We start from the raw sequence: 16,811 nt of genomic DNA, 5'->3' as shown, positions 1-16,811 counted from the left end.
CTCAACGACCGCCCCCGCATGACCCTGGGCTGGGCAACCCCAGGTGAGAAGATGACCCAACTTCTCGGTGTTGCAACCACCGGTTGAGCCCGCCCGTCGAACGGAAACTGTCCAAGATCTCGTGGGTTGTGGCCGTCGCGCGGCGCGATGGTGGGTGTCGTGGTCGTGAGCGCGACCGGCGGTGCAGCGAGGTGACGCGGGACGGTTCGGCGGAGTGCGGAACAACGCGGGGTGCGGGCTGGTTGTGGACAGTGTCGGTGTGACTCAGTGTCCCCGGGCCTCACCTAATATCGCCTTCGCGGAATACCGTTCGGCTGGAGCCGCGTCGTGCCACCCGCCGAGAGGCGACCTGCACACCGACACCAGCGCCGCCCCCGGCCCACCAGCCGGGGGCGGCGCTGTCTGTGCTCATCCGTCGGAGCGTCGCGGCACAATGTCCGGATGACTGACGCGCAGCCGTGGTCCGAGCAGTCGGGTGTACTCGTACTCCCCAGTGGGGCGACGGTGCGCGGACGCCGCGTCGCTGCCGCGTCCTCGCCCGCCGACTTCGCCGTGCTGTTGGCACCTGGTCCGGAGCCAGTCTGGCCGCACCGGCGGATCCGGTGGCCCGATTTCTGGGTGCCGCTCGACCGCGCCGACGCCCTCGACGCCCTGCGGGAGGCGCTGCGGCGCGCGCACGACGGGGAACGCGTCGAGGTGGCCTGTCGGGGTGGGGTGGGTCGTACCGGAACGGCCCTGGCCGCCCTGACGATCCTCGACGGGCTGCCGGTCGAGCGGGCGGTGCCGTGGGTGCGGGCCGGTTACCACCCGAAGGCGGTGGAAACCCCCTGGCAGCGGCGCTGGCTGCGCCGCGTCACCTGACACCGCCGCCGAATCGCCGCCGCTCAACCGCTGCGGCCGGAGCGCCGCCGCGCAACCCGCCGCGACCGAACCGCCGCCGCTCAACCGCCGCCGCTCGACCCGCCGCTCAACCCGCCGCGCCCGGAGCGCCACCGTGCCAGCCACCCGTGACACCGCGTCAGCCGACCGCCGCCGCTGGCACCGCCGGACCGCAGCCGCTCGTGCCGGCACCCGTCGCCGCCGTGCTCCGGCCGGTAGCGGGGCGGCGGTGTCAGCTCTGGCCGACCACGGCCGGGTCGTTGACGTACTCGCGGAGGTGCTTGGCGGTGAGGGTGTCGCCGGTGGCGATCAGCTCGGCCGGTGTGCCGGTGAAGACGATGCGGCCACCGTCGTGGCCGGCGCCGGGGCCGAGGTCGATGAGCCAGTCGGCGTGTGCCATGACCGCCTGGTGGTGCTCGATGACGATCACGGTGTTTCCGGCGTCGACCATGCGGTCGAGCAGGGCCAACAGTTGGTCCACGTCGGCCAGGTGCAGGCCTGTGGTCGGCTCGTCGAGGACGTACGTGGTGGTCTTCTCGGCCAGGTGGATGGCGAGCTTGAGTCGTTGCCGCTCCCCGCCGGACAGGGTGGTCAGTGGCTGGCCGAGGCTGAGGTAGCCCAGTCCGACGTCGACCAACCGGCCGAGGATGAGGTGCGCCGCCCCGCTGGGGAAGAACGCGTACGCCTCGGTGACCGACATGGTCAGCACCTCGTGAATGTTCTTGCCGCGCAGCGTGTACGTGAGCACTTCGTCGGTGAAGCGCCGCCCCTCGCATCGTTCGCAGACGCTCGCGACGCCAGCCATCATCGCCAGGTCGGTGTAGATGAGCCCGATTCCCTTGCAGGTCGGGCAGGCGCCCTCGGAGTTGGCGCTGAACAGCGCGGCCTTGACCCCGTTGGCCTTGGCGAAGGCGGTGCGGATCGGGTCGAGCAGCCCGCTGTAGGTGGCCGGGTTGCTGCGTCGTGAGCCACGGATCGGGGACTGGTCGACGATGACGACCCCGGACCGGCCGCGCAGCGACCCGTGGATCAGTGAACTCTTGCCGGAGCCGGCCACGCCGGTGACCACGGTGAGGACCCCGAGCGGGATGTCCACGTCCACGTCGTGCAGGTTGTGCAGGTCGGCCTGGCGGATGGCGAGCTGCCCGGTGGGTTGGCGTACCGCCTCGCGCACTGTTGCCCGGTGGTCCAGGTGCCGCCCGGTGAGCGTGTCGGAGCGGCGCAGGCCGGGGATGTCGCCGGTGAAGCAGATCCGGCCTCCGTCGGCGCCGGCGCCCGGTCCGAGGTCGACCACGTGGTCGGCGATGGCGATGGTCTCCGGTTTGTGTTCCACGACCAGGACTGTGTTGCCCTTGTCGCGCAGCCGCAGCAGCAGGTCGTTCATCCGGGCGATGTCGTGCGGGTGCAGGCCGACTGTGGGTTCGTCGAAGACGTAGGTGACGTCGGAGAGGCTGGAACCGAGGTGGCGGACCATCTTCACCCGTTGCGCCTCGCCGCCGGAGAGGGTCGCCGACTCGCGGTCCAGGCTGAGGTAGCCCAGACCGATCTCGACCAGGGAGTCCAGCAGGTCGCGGAGGTTGGCGACGAGTGGCGCGGCCCCAGGGTCGTCGACGGTGCTGACGAACGCGGCCAGGTCGCTGATCTGCATGGCCGAGCAGTCGGCGATGTTGAGTCCGGCGATCCGTGACGACCGGGCCGGCGCGTTGAGTCGGGTGCCGCCGCAGTCGCCGCAATTGGTGAAGGTGACCGCCCGGTCGACGAAGGCGCGGATGTGCTGTTGCATCGACTCGCGGTCCTTGGACAGGAGGAGCCGCTTGACCTTGACGACCAGACCCTCGTACGTCCAGTTGTTGCTGCCCACCTTGATCTTGGTGGCGGGTTTGTGCAGGAAGTCCTCCCACTGTTGCGGGGTGAAGTCCTGGAGTTTGACGTCCGGGTCGAACAGGCCGGAGCCGACGATGGTCTGCCAGTACCAGGAGTCGACAGCGAAGTTGGGCACTGTGATCGCGCCGTCGTTGAGGGAGCGCTCGACGTCGACCAGTTCGTTGATGTCGAGGTCGGAGACCCGGCCCAGCCCTTCGCAGGTGGGGCACATGCCCTCGGGCAGGTTGAAGCTGAACGCCCCGGCGCCGCCGATGGACGGCTGGCCGAGCCGGCTGTAGAGGATCCGCAGCATGGCGTACGCGTCGGTGGCGGTGCCGACGGTGGAGCGGGAGTTGACCCCCATCCGCTCCTGGTCGACGACGATGGCGGCGCTGAGGTTGCGCAGCGAGTCGACGTCCGGCCGGTTGAGGTTCGGCATGAACGACTGGAGGAACGCGCTGTAGGTCTCGTTGATCATGCGCTGGGACTCGGCGGCGATGGTGCCGAAGACCAGCGACGACTTGCCCGACCCGGAGACACCTGTGAAGACGGTCAACCGGCGTTTGGGGATGTCGACCGAGACGTCGGCGAGATTGTTCTCCCGTGCCCCGCGTACCTCGATCATGTCGTGGCTGTCGGCGGCGGACCATGCTGGCTGCGACATACGGACCCTTCACAGAATCGTGGCGGGACTTTGCCCCGCCGAGCACTGGCGGGTTCCATTGTCTCATTCATCCCCATGTAGAGCCTTTCGCCGCGAGTCAAGCGCAGGCTGCGGCACTAGGTCCGGGAAAGTCTCAAATCACGTCGTAAGCGGTACGGTGGCTCGGGTGGATGTCGCCTCGAAGGATCGGCTGCGCGCCGTGGACCTGGCGGCCACCGTCGGGATCTCGGTGCAGCAGGTGCGCAACTACGTCGAGTTGGGGGTGCTGCCGCCGGTGCGTCGCACCGCGAGCGGCTACCGGATCTTCACCAGTGAGCACGCCCGGGCGCTGACCGTCGCGCGGCGGTTGGCCGAGGGGCATGGCTGGAGCCGTACCCGGGAGGTCATGGCTGCGGTGCACAGGGGTGACCTGCCGGCGGCCCTGGCGGCGCTCGACGGCGGCCATGCCGAGCTGGACCGGGAACGCGCCGAGATTCGCCGGGTGCTCGGCGCCTTCGAGACCGTGCTGGCCAGCCCACCAGTGGCCCGACCCGCGCCACGCCACGGCGTGCGCATCGGCGAGGTCGCCGCCCTGGTCGGGGTCCGGACCTCGCAGCTGCGGCTGTGGGAGGAGCGCGAGCTGCTGCGGCCGCGTCGCACCCCGGGCACCAACTACCGGGTGTACGACGAGGCGGAGCTACGTGCGGCGCAGGTCATCGCGTTGCTGCGCCGGGGCGCGTACCCGTTCGAGATCATCGCTGCGGTGCTGGGCGAGCTGCGGACCACCGGCAGCGCCCAGCGGGTCCGCGCCGAGCTGGGCCGTCGCGAGCAGGAGCTGCACACCCGCAGCCTGCGCCGGCTGCGGGGCACCGCCGCGCTGCACGACTACCTGCGCGCCCGCGGCGACGCGAGTTGACCGGCATCCCGTCCCGCCGGGCGATCTTCCTGACTAGGGTCGGGCACATGAGAGCTGCGCTGCTGGCGGCCACGACGTCCGCCGTCCTGCTCGCTCCGGTGCCGGTCGGTGCGACGGGAGCGTCCGCCGCGCCGACGGTGCGCTGCCCCCGGGTCCCGGCCCCGGCGACGTCGCGCCCACCTCGGCCCTCGCCCCCGCCCGCCGTCCCCGAGCAACGGATGATCGGCGGCGCGGCGCTGGACACTGCCGGCCTGGTCGTGCCGGCCGGCGTCGCCGCGCCACCCGGGGTCACCGCCACGTCGTGGCTTGTCGCCGACCTGGACAGCGGCCAGGTGCTCGGCGGCTGCGGCCCCCACGAGTACGGCACACCGGCGAGCGTGCAGAAGCTCCTGCTGGCGGCCACGATGCTGCCCAAGCTCGACCCGAAGCAGACGGTCACCGTCACCGACGATGACATGAACATCGAACCCGGCTCCTCGGCCGTGGGCCTGGTCGCGGGCGGCCGGTACACCATCGAGACCATCTGGCTGGGGTTGCTGCTCAACTCCGGCAACGAGGCCGCCAACGCCCTCGCGCGACTCGGCAGCGGGACCGACAGCGCCGCCGGCGTGCGCGCCATGAACGAGCAGGCGCACCACCTCGGCGCGCTCCAGACGCACGCTGTCACCCCGTCCGGGCTGGACGGCAAGGGGCAGTTCACCAGCGCGTACGACCTGGCGCTGATCGCCCGGGCCTGCTTCGCCCAGCCGACCTTCCGCCGGTACGCGCTGACCGAGCAGACGTCGATTCCGCCCCAGCCGGCGCAACGCACCAAGGGCTTCGAGATCCAGAACGAGAACCAGCTCATCTACCGGTACCCGGGGGCTCTCGGCGGCAAGACCGGCTTCACCGACCTGGCCCGGCACACCTACGTGGGGGCGGCGGAACGCGGCGGGCGGCGACTCGTGGTGACGCTGCTGGGCGCCGAATCGGCACCGGTGCGCGGCTGGGAGCAGGGCGCTGCCCTCCTGGACTGGGGCTTCACGCTGCCGCGGGACGCCGCCGTGGGTCGACTGGTCGAGCCCGGCGAGCTGACCGCCACCCCGTCGGCGGTGCCGTCCGCGCTGGCGGCACCCGGCGCGCCCCGACCGGCGGCGGCCAGCGGGCCCGCGCGTACCGGCTCGGAGTGGCTCTGGTCGGTGACCGCGGTGAGCGGCGCGACGGTGGTGGCGTTGTGGGGCGGCCTGCTGTGGCGGCGTCGCCGCCGGATGCCCTGACGGATCGACATCGGGCGCTGCCATCCATAGACTCCGGTCTTTCTGGCACCACCAGTCCAGGAGGATCCCTGTGTCGAGTGAACTCGAACCGCGCCCCGCAGTGGCGGCACCCCGCCGGCCGGTGCGCGCCCTGACCCGCCTCGCGGGGGTGGCAGTGCTCGCCGGGGCGCTGGTCGTCGGCTCGTCCGTCACCGCGCTCGCCGCCCCGGGCCCGTCGGCCGACAGCGTGCGCGTCTCCGCCGCGCCGAGCGCCGCTGCCGACGCCGCCACCCGACCGCCGCGCACCACCCACGGCCCGTGCGCCTACACCGAGACCCCTGACGAACCCGCGGCCCGGCCGGTTCCGCTGCCGCCCGACCCGCGACGCACCCCGGCCCGGGGCAGCGTCCGGGTGACACTGGCGACCAACCACGGGCCCATCGGGTTGACACTGGATCGAGCCGCGGCGCCGTGCACGGTGCAGAGCTTCCTGCACCTGGTGAGCAAGCGGTTCTACGACCGCACCCCGTGCCACCGGCTCACCGCGTACCCGACGCTGAGCGTGCTGCAGTGCGGTGACCCGTCCGGCACCGGTGAGGGCGGCCCTGGCTACCGGTACCGCGACGAGTTGCCGACCAACCTGCCGCCCGCGCCCACCGACCCGACCGGGGAGCGCCGGGTGTACGCCCGTGGCGTCCTCGCGATGGCCAACGCCGGGCCGGACACCAACGGCAGCCAGTTCTTCCTGGTCTACGCCAACTCCGCGCTGCGCCCCAACTACACGATCTTCGGTGAGGTCGACAGTGCCGGCCTGGCCACGCTGGACCGGATCGCCGCCGGGGGAGTGGCGCCGACCGCCGAGGACCCGGCGCCTGTCGACGGGGCGCCCGCCCTGCCGGTGACCATCCGCAAGGCCGTCCGCTGGCACCATCACCACTGACCGTGCGGCGCGGTGGGTGACAGTCGGTCGCTCACCGCGCCGGCCGCGGGTGACCTCCGGTCGGGCACGGCCCTGCCGGAATTTTCGGGAACCGACCGGAACCGGTCCAACCGGTTTCCGACGCAGTTCCGGCCGTCACGCCGAGGCGGGCGACCCGGTCAGCGGGGCGGCGGTGCTGTCCCGGACGACCATCTCGGTCGCGAGTTCCACCCGGGGCGAGTCGATGCCCTCGCCCTGGGCCAGGCGCAGCACGGTCCGGGCCGCCAACCGTCCCATCTCGACCAACGGTTGGCGCACTGTGGTCAGCGGCGGTGAGGCCCAGCGGGCTTCCGGCAGGTCGTCGAACCCGACCACGCTCACGTCGTCCGGCACCCGCAGCCCGCGACGCCGGATGGCCTCGTAGACGCCGAAGGCCATCTGGTCGCTGGAGGCGAAGATGCCGGTCGGCGGGTCGGCGAGGTCGAGCAGCGCGGTCCCGCCAGCGAACCCGGAGGCGTGGTAGAAGTCGCCCGGGTAGATCAGCGCGTCGTCCACCGGCACCCCGGCGGCCTCCAGGCCGGCCCGGTAACCGTCGAGCCGGGCCCTGCTGCACAGCAGGTGCGTCGGCCCGGCCACGAAACCGATACGCCGGTGCCCGATCGCGAGGAGGTGTTCGGTCGCGGCGAGCCCGCCGGCCCAGTTGGTGGCACCGATGGTCGGCACGTCCATGGCCGGCACGCCGGCCGGGTCCACGACCACCACCGGCACGTTGAGGCGACGCAACTGCGCGTGCAGCGGCGGGCTCAGGTGCGAGGTCACGAAGATGACGCCGTCGGTGGCCCGGGTGCGCAGGTTCTGCAACCACTGCCGGGCCGCCGTGGGCTGCCGGTGGATCGCGGAGACCACAGTGCCGACGCCCGCGCCGTGCCCGACATCCTCCACGCCCCGGATGATCTCCACGGCCCAGGGGCTGTCCAGGTCGTTGAAGACCAGGTCGACGAGACCGGCACGGCGAACGCTGCGGCTGGTACGACGCCGGTAGCCGTGGTGGCGCAACAGCTCCTCGACCCGCTCGCGGGTGTCCGGGGCCACATCGGAGCGACCGTTGAGCACCCGTGACACGGTCGGCACCGACACCCCGGCCTCCCGTGCGATCGCGGTGATGGTCACCCTGCGTCCGTCGTCCGCGCCCACCCGCGTCTCCTTCACCGAGCCGGAGGAACGACCACCAGGCGTCGCCCACCGTGTGTCCCGAAACGGCGTGCCCGTTCCACGCGTCATCTTGCCTCACCGATGGGGGTTGACGACATGCCAGGCCGATCGAAGCTTCGCTTGAGTTGCGGAAAAGTTCCGGAGTTTTTCCGGTTACTTTCGGTTGGTGGACCACGTGGATCCTGGGATGGTGACAGTTGTCGGGCTGATAGACAGGACTCGTGCGCTACCGCCTGGCCGTCGTGCTCGCGCTCGCCGCGCTGCTCGGCGGCTGCTCGCGGCCGGAGCCCCGCCCCGCGCCGGCCACACCACAGCCGACGCCGGCGAGCCACACACCCCCACCCGCGCCGACCCCTGCCACCTCGGTGGCGGCCCCGCTGCCGGGGTTCGTGGTGCTGACCGACCTCGACCCGCGCATCCACGCCGACATCCGATACGCCACACCGCACAACTTCGTCGGCCGGCCAATCACCGGCTATCGCGAGCCGCTGTGCCTGCTCACCCGGCAGGCGGCCGAGGCGTTGCGCCGCGTACAGGACGCCGCGCTGGCCGGTGGGCACAGCCTCAAGGTGTACGACTGCTACCGCCCGCAACCGGCGGTGGACGACTTCGTCGCCTGGTCGAAGCGCCCCGACGAGCAGCAGACAAAGGCGGAGTTCTACCCGGACCTGGCCAAGAACCGGCTCTTCGCCGACGGGTACATCGGCGCTCCCACAGCGCACAGCCGCGGCAGCACCCTGGACCTGACACTGGTCGACGAACCCGCCGCTAGCCAACCTCCGTACCGGGTCGGGCCTCCGCTGGTCGCCTGCACCGCGCCGCGCGCCCAGCGCTTCGCCGACAACAGCATCGACATGGGTACGGGCTTCGACTGTTTCGACCCCCGGGCGCACACGGCCGACCCCCGCATCGCCGGGACGGCGCGCGACAACCGTCGCTTGTTGCAGCGGCTGATGACCGACGCCGGGTTCGTCAACTACGACCGCGAGTGGTGGCACTACAGCCTGCGCGACGAGCCGTACCCGGACACGTTCTTCGCCGCCCCGGTCGACCGCTCCTCGGTCGGCTGACCCGCGGCGCGGCGGCCCGGCCCGGCCGGCGCCGAGGCCATCCGGCATGATCGTTTCAATGACCACCGAACGGATCGGCCCCCCGGTTACCGGCGACGAGCGGGAGACGCTGCGCGCGTTCCTCGACTTCCACCGCGCCACGCTGGCCCTCAAGTGCGAGGGTCTCTCCGACGGGGACCTGCGCCGGCAGTCGATGCCGCCCTCCACCCTGTCCCTGCTCGGCCTGGTGCGACACATGGCCGAGGTGGAGCGCGCCTGGTTCCGGCGGGTCATCGACGGCGAGGACATCCCGCTGGTGTGGTCGGAGACCGGCGACTTCCAGCAGGCGTACGACGCCAGATCGGCCACCCGGGCCGAGGCGTTCGACGCCTGGGAGCGTGAGGTCGCGCACGCCCGCCGGATCGAGCGGGCCGCCGCCTCGCTCGACGTGACCGGCCGCAACGCCCGCTCCGGCGAGACCGTGTCACTGCGGCTGGTGATGCTGCACCTGATCCACGAGTACGCCCGACACAACGGCCACGCCGATTTTCTCCGCGAGGGCATCGACGGCGCCGTCGGCGTCTAGCCCGGGTCAGGTCCAGTAGAGGATCCGGCAGGCCGGGACGCGGGCGGTCAGTTCGGTGGTGAACCAGTCGCGCAGCTCGGTCATCTGCTCGCGGGGGTAGACGTACTTCACCGCGCCGAACTTGCCGTGCTTGCGGGTGCGGGACTCCTCGTCCATCTCCAGCCGGGTGCGCGGGTACCAGCCGAGCAGCACCTCCTTGCTGCCCGGCGTGAACCGGTGGGTGATCAGCTCGGCGGTCAGGTCCACATCGGGCACCCCGTCGACCGCCGCGCGGACCTGGTCGAGCAGGTCGCCGTAGTGCTCCCGCCAGTCCGGCAGCGCGATGATCGGCGCGATGGTCAGCCCGACCGGGTAGCCGTCGAGGGCGAGCCGGCGCAGCGCGGCCAGCCGGTCCGGCACCCGCGCGGTGCCGCCCTCGAACCGTTCGCTGACCGGGGCGCAGTTGACGCTGAAGCGGACCCGGGTCCGGTCGGCGTGCGGCAGGCCGACGAAGGTGTCCACGTCGGCGTACTTGGTGGTCCAGCGCAACTGCACGGGGGCGTCCCAGTCGGCGAAGTGCTGCACCGCGCGCCGCCAACTGCCGGTCAGGTGCTCCAGGGCGAGCGGGTCGGTGTAGCAGGACGCCTCGAAGGTGGTGCCCTCGTCGGCGCGCCGCGCGTTGCGGCTGGTCACCGTGCCGCGCCCGGCGTACGCGGCCAACCCGGCGAGGATGTCGTCGAGGTCCGCGTACACCCGGGTCACCGGTGGGCCGGACAGGGATCCGGCGAGGTAGCAGTACTGACAGTGCGCCGGGCAGCCCTCGGCCAGGTCGACCCGCCAGTCGGCGCTGGGCGCGATGGGTTGCAGGACACGCCGCGAGGGTGGGCTCACCACGATCGCCATTGTCGACTTGGCCCGCGCGTAGGTTTCCCGGTCGGTCTGCCCGCGTACCCCGGTGAGCCGGTTGGCGCGCAGGTGTTCCACCTCGATGCCGAGTGCCCGCACCCGTTCGACGATCCGTTGGCCGTGCGGGTGGTCGAGCGCGGCGGGGGTGGCCACCACCCGGCTCGGGGTCCAGCGGCGCGCCGACCGGGTCGGCGGCGCGAGGCCGGCCAGGTCGCGGATCGGCACATGTTCGCCGCTGGCGTCGTGCGGCGCGGCGGGCACGTCCACGGCGAGCGGCTTGTCGACGTCGACGGCGTCCGGGCTGGTCATCCGGCGGGGTACCCGTTGCCGTAGGAATCCCACCCGTTCGGGCGATCGGCGATTGACGCGATCAGGTCAGAGGAATAACCTTTCGTCTATCTGTAAACCTTGTGAACAGATGTACCTCGACGCGGCGGCGCGCGTCCCCACCGAAGGGACGATCAGGTGATCGCAGAACTCTCCTCCCGTACCAGAAGGATCCTGTCGTTGTTCGTCGCCCTGGTCGTCGCCTTGACCGCCGGTGTCGCTGTCAGCGCCTCGCGCAGTGCGCAGGCCGCGCCGACGTTCAAGGTCCTGGCCTTCTACAACGGCACCTGGGACGCCGCGCACATCGACTTCGTCAAGGACGCCCGGGCCTGGTTCCCGCAGGCCGCCGCCCAGTACGGCTTCTCCTGGGAGGCCACAAACAACTGGAGCCTGCTGAACACCGCCAACCTGGCCCAGTACAAGGTCGTCATGTTCCTTGACGACGCGCCGCCCACCGGGCAACGCGCCGCGTTCCAGCAGTACATGCAGAACGGCGGAGCGTGGTTGGGCTTCCACGTCAGCGCATGGACCGACAATCCGTCGAGCTGGAGCTGGTACTACAACACCTTCCTCGGCACCGGCGCGTTCCAGACGAACACCTGGGGACCCACCCGGGTCACGATGCGCGCCGACAACCGCACCCACGCCGCCACCCGGAACCTCCCGGCGACGTTCCCGTCGTCGATCAGCGAGTGGTACTCCTGGAGCAACGACCTGCGGCAGAACCCCAACATCGACATCCTCGCGTCGGTCGACCCGTCCAGCTTCCCGGTCGGCACGGATCCCAACCAGTCCTGGTACGGCGGCTACTACCCGCTCGTCTGGAGCAACCGGCAGTACAAGATGCTCTACGCCAACTTCGGCCACAACGCGATGAACTACAGCACCAACACCGGGTTGTCGTCGACGTTCGACAGCGCCCAACAGAACCAGCTGCTGATCGACGGGCTGCACTGGCTCGCCGGCGTCGGCACCGTCCCACCGACCACGCCCCCGCCGTCCGACGGCATCTCGCCGACCGCCTGGCACACGGCTGTCAACCGGGCCAGTGGCAAGTGCGTGGACGCCCGCGCCGCCGCCAGCGCGAACGGCACCGCGATCCAGCAGTACGCGTGCAACAGCAGCACCGCCCAGCAGTACCAGTTCGTGCCGACCAGCGGCGGGTACCTACGGGTCAACAACCGCAACAACAGCGCCCAGGTGCTCGACGTGAAGGACCGGTCGACGGCCGACTCGGCGCCGATCCAGCTCTGGTCCTACAGCGGCGGCAACAACCAGCAGTGGCGGGCCGAGCCCGAGGGCGGCGGCTACTACCGCCTGGTCAACCGCTCCAGCGGCAAGTGTCTCGACGTGCCGGGAGCGTCCACGGCGGACAGCGTCCAGCTCATCCAGTACACCTGCAACGGCACCGCGGCGCAGTCGTTCCGGCTGGTGCCGCAGTCATAGCTCCACTGCCACGTCCGCGCCGGGGTGAACAGCGACTCGCCCCGGCGCGGGGGCGGCGGCGCGAGCGAACCGGGCGGCGACGTCCCGGACGACGGTGAGCAGCTCCGGCGGGTCGAGCACGTCGAAGTCGACAGCCAGGGTGCCGAGGAAGGCGGCCAGATTGCCCAGCGACTCGCCGCCGGTGTGCAGCAGGCAGGCCCGCTCGTCGATCGCCTCCAGCAGACCCGCAGTGGTGGGAATCCGTCGCGCCATCGTCTCTGCCGACGCGTGCAGGCGTACCCGGGCGGGGTGTGGCCAGGCCGTGGAGCCGACGCCGCGCAGCACGTGCGCGACAGCGTCGCCACCCGGCGGCTCCCGCAGCGCGAAGCGCGGGCCGGTCGGCACCCGGGGTCGGATCCGGTCGGCGCGGAACGTCCGCCAGTCGGCCCGGTCGGTGTCCCACCCCAGCAGGTACCACCGCCGCCCGGTGTAGACCAGACGGTACGGCTCGACATCGCGCACGCTGACACTGCCGTCATGCCCGGCGTAGTCGAACCGCAGCCGCTCCCGACGGTGCGCGGCAGTGGAGACGGCGGTCAGAGTGTCCGCGTCAACGGTCGGGCCACCGCCTGCGGCGGAGACCGTCGCCGAGCGCAGGGCGTCCACCCGGTGCCGCAGCCGTGACGGCAACGACTGCTCCAGCTTTGCCAACGCCCGCAGCGAGGTCTCCTCGATGCCGGTCACCGAGCCACCGGCCGCCGCCCGCAGCCCAACGGCCACCGCCACGGCCTCGTCGTCGTCGAGCAGCAGCGGTGGCAGCGCCGACCCGGCACCGAGCCGGTAGCCGCCGGCGACCCCCGGGTGCGACTCGATCTGGTAGCCCAGCACCCGCAGCCGCTCCACGTCAGTGCGTACCGTGCGGGTGGTGACCGCGAGCCGTTCGGCCAGCTCAGCGCCGGACCAGTCCCGGCGCGCCTGCAGGAGAGTCAGCAACCGCAGCAGCCGCACCGAGGTCTCCACCATCCCGGCAAGTCTGCCAGCGACCGCCGACGGGCTGTGGGAGCGCCGGTTATTGGGTTGCCCGACCCGACGACGGCCTGCTGAACTACCCGAAACCGCCACCAACTTCCAGGGAGCAACAATGCGCGCTGCGTCAATGCCCGACCAGAAGGGATCTGTCGCCTACCTGAAGGACCTGACGCTGCGTGGAAACCCTGAACCTCGGCATCCTGGCTCACGTCGATGCCGGTAAGACCAGCCTGACCGAGCGGCTGTTGCACGACGTTGGTGTGACCGACCAGCTCGGCCGGGTCGACGCGGGCAGCACCCAGACCGACACCCTGGCACTGGAACGGCAACGCGGGATCACCATCCGCTCGGCTGTCGTCTCCTTCGTGCTGGACGACGTGGCCGTCAACCTGATCGACACGCCCGGCCACCCGGACTTCATCGCCGAGGTCGAGCGGGTGCTCGGTGTGCTCGACGGCGCGGTGCTGGTGGTCTCCGCGGTGGAGGGGGTGCAGCCGCAGACGCGGGTGCTGATGCGGACTCTGCGTCGGCTGCGCATCCCGACGCTGATCTTCATCAACAAGGTCGACCGAGCCGGGGCGGACCCCGAACGGGTCTTCCAGGCGGTCGCGGAGAAGCTCACGCCGACCGTCGTGGCGATGGGCGCGGTGGCGAAGCCGGGGACCCGCAGCGCCCACTGCACGACGTACGGCCCCACCGACCTCGCCTTCACCGACCGGCTGCTCGACCTGCTCACCGGCCAGGACGACGTGCTGCTCGCCAACTGGGTGGCGGACACGTCCTCGCTACCGTACTCACGGCTACGCGCAGCGTTGGCGACGCGGACCGGCCGCGCGCTGGTGCAGCCCGTGTACGCCGGCTCGGCGATCACAGGTGTCGGGGTGGACGCGCTGATCGCCGGGATCACCGAGCTGTTGCCCACCGTCCGGGGTGACGCCGACGCCCCGGTCTCGGGCACCGTGTTCGCCATCGAACGGGGTCCAGCCGGAGAGAAGATCGCCCTGGTCCGGCTCTTCGCCGGCACGATCCGGATTCGCGACCGGGTCCGCGTCGGCGCCGTCGACGCTGAACTGGTCACTGCCGTACGAGTCGTCGCCCATGGGGCCGACGTGGTGGCGTCCGCGGTCGAAGCCGGCCACATCGCCCGGTTGTGGGGCCTCAGGCACGCTCGGATCGGCGACCCGGTGGGCGTACCACCCGAACGTGGCGGCACCGACCGCCACTTCGCGCCACCCACCCTGGAGACCGCGGTGGTGCCGACGCGCCCCGCCGACCGGGTCGCGCTGCACGCCGCGCTGATCCAGCTCGCTGAGCAGGACCCGCTCATCAACCTGCGGCAGGACGACCGGCAGCACGAGATCACCGTGTCGCTCTACGGCGAGGTGCAGAAGGAGGTCATCCAGGCCAACCTTGCCGACGACTTCGGTGTGGGGGTGACGTTCCGGGAGACCAGCACGGTGCACGTGGAGCGGGTGTGCGGCGTCGGTGGGGCGGTCGAGGTGATCGCGGTGGCGCCCAACCCGTTCCTGGCCACCGTCGGGCTGCGGATCGCGCCGGCGCCGACCGGTGCCGGCGTGACTTTCCGGCTCGGCGTCGAACTGGGTTCGATGCCACCGGCGTTCTTCACCGCCGTGGAGGAGACCGTACGCCGAGCCCTGCGTCAGGGCCTTCACGGGTGGGAGGTCCCCGACTGCGAGGTGACGATGACTCACGCCGGTTATTGGGCACGGCAGAGTCATTCCCACGGCACGTTCGACAAGAGCATGTCCAGCACGGCGGGGGACTTCCGCAATCTCACCCCGTTGGTGCTGATGGCCGCACTCGCCCGTGCCGGCACCCGGGTCCACGAGCCGGTACACCGCTTCCGGCTGGAGGTGCCGGGTGACGTCCTCGGCACGCTGCTGCCCGCGCTCACTCGGCTGGACGCGGTGCCGACCGACACCACCGGGCAGGGCGCGTCCTACCTGGTGCAGGGTGAGATCCCGGCCGGTCTGGTGCACGCGCTGGAGCGCCGCCTGCCCGCGCTGACCCGGGGGGAGGGCGTGCTGGAGACCGAGTTCGACTGCTATCGACCGGTGCGTGGTCCCGCCCCCGTCCGGACCCGCTGGGACAACAATCCGCTGGATCGCAAGGAGTATCTGCTGGCGGTCGCGCGCCGCGTCGGCGGTCGGTAGCGGCGATATCCATTGCGGACGCGTCGCAGCCCTCCTACTGTCGTCGGTGCACAGTCAACCGAGCAACCCGGAGGGAGTACGCCATGTCGCGACGCGTCCGCACCGACGCCCGCTGGCGCCTGCTCTCCGCCGGCACCCCTCTGCGGTTGACCGCCGATACCCGTGCCTACTGCCCATCGCGGCGCAACGAGCCGGGGTGGCGCGACTGAGCCGACGCTGACGCGTCCGCCGGCCGCCCATCCCACCGGGATCGGGCGGCCCTTTCGTATCCGCGCACCGCCGCTGGCCGCCAAATATGATCATTAACGGTCACCGCACGACAGAAGGAGACCACCATGGGATTCACCCCCCTCGCCGGTACCCGGGCACCGGTCCGGGTCTGGACCGACCCGTACGCCATCGAGCCGCAGGCCGCCAAGCAGCTGCGCAACATCGGCGCGCTGCAGTGGGTGCAGGGTGTCGCCGTCATGCCCGACGTGCACTTCGGCAAGGGCGCCACCGTCGGCTCGGTGATCGCGATGCGGCAGGCCGTTTCGCCGGCCGCGGTCGGCGTCGACATCGGCTGCGGGATGTCGGCGGTCCGTACCTCGCTGACCGCCGCCGACCTGCCGGACGACCTGGCCGGGCTGCGCTCCGCGATCGAGGCCACCATCCCGGTCGGCTTCGCCCAGCGCAAGGACTCGGTCGACACGCGTCGGATCCGGGGCCTGGAGCAGGCCGGCTGGGACGACTTCTGGGGCCGGTTCGCCGGACTGGACCGGCGGGTGGCGCAGCTGGAGACGCGGGCGCAGCGGCAGATCGGCACCCTCGGCGGGGGCAACCACTTCATCGAGGTCTGCCTGGAGCAGGGCGGCGCCGACGAGGGGCGGGTCTGGCTGATGCTGCACTCCGGGTCCCGCAACATCGGCAAGGAGCTGGCCGAGCGGCACATCGGGGTGGCCCGGGGGCTGCCGCACAACGCGGACCTTCCGGACCGGGACCTGGCCGTGTTCCTCGCCGGGACGCCGGAGATGGACGCGTACCGGCGGGATCTGTGGTGGGCGCAGGAGTACGCGCGGCGCAACCGGGCGGTCATGCTGGCCCTGCTCTGCGGCGTGGTGCGCGAGCACTTCCCGCAGGTCGGCTACGACGAGCCGATCAGCTGCCACCACAACTACGTCTCCGAGGAGAGCTACGACGGGGTGGACGTGCTGGTGACCCGCAAGGGCGCCATCCGGGCCGGCCGAGGTGACCTGGGCATCATCCCCGGGTCGATGGGCACCGGGTCGTACATCGTGCGGGGGCGGGGAAACCCGGACGCGTACTGCTCGGCGTCGCACGGGGCGGGGCGTCGGATGTCACGGGCGCAGGCCAAGCGGACGTTCAGCACTGACGACCTGGCCGCCCAGACCGCCGGGGTGGAGTGCCGCAAGGACGCCGGGGTGGTCGACGAGATCCCCGGCGCGTACAAGGACATCACCGAGGTGATGGCCCAGCAGGAGGACCTGGTCGAGGTGGTCGCGCACCTCAAGCAGGTGGTCTGCGTGAAGGGCTGACCTGCCGTGGGGGGGGGGGGGGGGGGGGCCCCCCCCCCCCCGGGGGGGGGCCACGAACACTCGGGGCAGGGGGGGGGGGGTCGCAGAGGCGCGGCCCCGCGACCCCCCGGGGGGGGGCGGGGGGGGCGGCCGGC

At 71.6% G+C, this 16,811-nt stretch carries 14 protein-coding genes; 10 read left to right on the top strand and 4 right to left on the bottom strand.

Annotation, left to right across the window (positions count from 1 at the left end):
* The first annotated feature begins 441 nt into the window (after window positions 1-441).
* On the top strand, window positions 442-861 hold the full coding sequence (locus tag AB0K35_RS15105; RefSeq protein WP_238669553.1) for a protein-tyrosine phosphatase family protein: 420 nt from the start codon (window positions 442-444) through the stop codon (window positions 859-861).
* A 250-nt stretch (window positions 862-1,111) separates the two neighbouring features.
* Here the strand turns inward: AB0K35_RS15105 and AB0K35_RS15100 are convergent, their stop codons facing one another.
* The gene (locus AB0K35_RS15100) at window positions 1,112-3,406 is read right to left on the bottom strand and encodes an excinuclease ABC subunit UvrA (RefSeq protein ID WP_363885704.1); all 2,295 of its coding nucleotides are present in this window, start codon (window positions 3,404-3,406) and stop codon (window positions 1,112-1,114) included.
* Window positions 3,407-3,572: 166 nt separating this feature from the next.
* Here AB0K35_RS15100 and AB0K35_RS15095 point away from each other — a divergent pair, with 166 nt between their 5' ends.
* From AB0K35_RS15095 to AB0K35_RS15085, 3 genes are all read left to right on the top strand, one after another.
* Window positions 3,573-4,301, top strand: coding sequence for a MerR family transcriptional regulator (locus tag AB0K35_RS15095; RefSeq protein WP_363885703.1), 729 nt, complete (start codon window positions 3,573-3,575; stop codon window positions 4,299-4,301).
* A 47-nt stretch (window positions 4,302-4,348) separates the two neighbouring features.
* Window positions 4,349-5,557 carry a serine hydrolase gene (locus AB0K35_RS15090; RefSeq protein WP_238669556.1) on the top strand — a complete coding sequence of 403 codons (1,209 nt, stop codon included), beginning with the start codon at window positions 4,349-4,351 and terminating at the stop codon, window positions 5,555-5,557.
* 70 nt (window positions 5,558-5,627) lie between these two features.
* Window positions 5,628-6,476, top strand: coding sequence for a peptidylprolyl isomerase (locus AB0K35_RS15085; protein WP_363885702.1), 849 nt, complete (start codon window positions 5,628-5,630; stop codon window positions 6,474-6,476).
* A 135-nt stretch (window positions 6,477-6,611) separates the two neighbouring features.
* On the opposite strand, the gene AB0K35_RS15080 is transcribed toward AB0K35_RS15085, so the two are convergent.
* Window positions 6,612-7,649 carry a LacI family DNA-binding transcriptional regulator gene (locus tag AB0K35_RS15080; RefSeq protein ID WP_238669558.1) on the bottom strand — a complete coding sequence of 346 codons (1,038 nt, stop codon included), beginning with the start codon at window positions 7,647-7,649 and terminating at the stop codon, window positions 6,612-6,614.
* A 239-nt stretch (window positions 7,650-7,888) separates the two neighbouring features.
* Between AB0K35_RS15080 and AB0K35_RS15075 the strand changes: the two genes are divergently transcribed.
* Window positions 7,889-8,737: a M15 family metallopeptidase gene (locus AB0K35_RS15075; RefSeq protein ID WP_363885701.1), complete on the top strand. Its 849-nt coding sequence runs from the start codon at window positions 7,889-7,891 to the stop codon at window positions 8,735-8,737.
* Between the two features lie 58 nt (window positions 8,738-8,795).
* On the top strand, window positions 8,796-9,302 hold the full coding sequence (locus AB0K35_RS15070) for a DinB family protein (protein WP_238669560.1): 507 nt from the start codon (window positions 8,796-8,798) through the stop codon (window positions 9,300-9,302).
* 6 nt (window positions 9,303-9,308) lie between these two features.
* Here AB0K35_RS15070 and AB0K35_RS15065 read toward each other — a convergent pair whose 3' ends face one another.
* Window positions 9,309-10,496, bottom strand: a complete 1,188-nt coding sequence (locus AB0K35_RS15065; protein ID WP_363885700.1) for a spore photoproduct lyase family protein — start codon at window positions 10,494-10,496, stop codon at window positions 9,309-9,311.
* 156 nt (window positions 10,497-10,652) lie between these two features.
* On the opposite strand from AB0K35_RS15065, the gene AB0K35_RS15060 reads away from it, so the two are divergent.
* Window positions 10,653-11,960 (top strand): RICIN domain-containing protein, encoded by a 1,308-nt coding sequence (locus tag AB0K35_RS15060; RefSeq protein WP_363885698.1) that lies wholly within the window; start codon window positions 10,653-10,655, stop codon window positions 11,958-11,960.
* Here the strand turns inward: AB0K35_RS15060 and AB0K35_RS15055 are convergent.
* Complete coding sequence (locus tag AB0K35_RS15055) at window positions 11,955-12,962, bottom strand: YafY family protein (protein ID WP_238669563.1); 1,008 nt, start codon at window positions 12,960-12,962, stop codon at window positions 11,955-11,957. The two genes, AB0K35_RS15060 and AB0K35_RS15055, sit on opposite strands and share 6 nt — an antisense overlap.
* A gap of 182 nt (window positions 12,963-13,144) precedes the next feature.
* On the opposite strand from AB0K35_RS15055, the gene AB0K35_RS15050 reads away from it, so the two are divergent.
* The 3 genes from AB0K35_RS15050 to AB0K35_RS15040 all read left to right on the top strand — a co-directional run bounded on the left by AB0K35_RS15050 (window position 13,145) and on the right by AB0K35_RS15040 (window position 16,677).
* Window positions 13,145-15,142 carry a translation factor GTPase family protein gene (locus tag AB0K35_RS15050; protein WP_363885696.1) on the top strand — a complete coding sequence of 666 codons (1,998 nt, stop codon included), beginning with the start codon at window positions 13,145-13,147 and terminating at the stop codon, window positions 15,140-15,142.
* Window positions 15,143-15,225: 83 nt separating this feature from the next.
* Window positions 15,226-15,351, top strand: coding sequence for a hypothetical protein (locus AB0K35_RS15045; RefSeq protein WP_274525867.1), 126 nt, complete (start codon window positions 15,226-15,228; stop codon window positions 15,349-15,351).
* Window positions 15,352-15,477: 126 nt separating this feature from the next.
* On the top strand, window positions 15,478-16,677 hold the full coding sequence (locus tag AB0K35_RS15040) for an RtcB family protein (protein ID WP_357271088.1): 1,200 nt from the start codon (window positions 15,478-15,480) through the stop codon (window positions 16,675-16,677).
* Window positions 16,678-16,811 lie beyond the last annotated feature (134 nt).

This window comes from Micromonospora sp. NPDC053740, assembly GCF_040677775.1.
Lineage (GTDB): Bacteria > Actinomycetota > Actinomycetes > Mycobacteriales > Micromonosporaceae > Micromonospora > Micromonospora alfalfae.
This window is presented reverse-complemented; position numbering and strand designations above follow the sequence as displayed.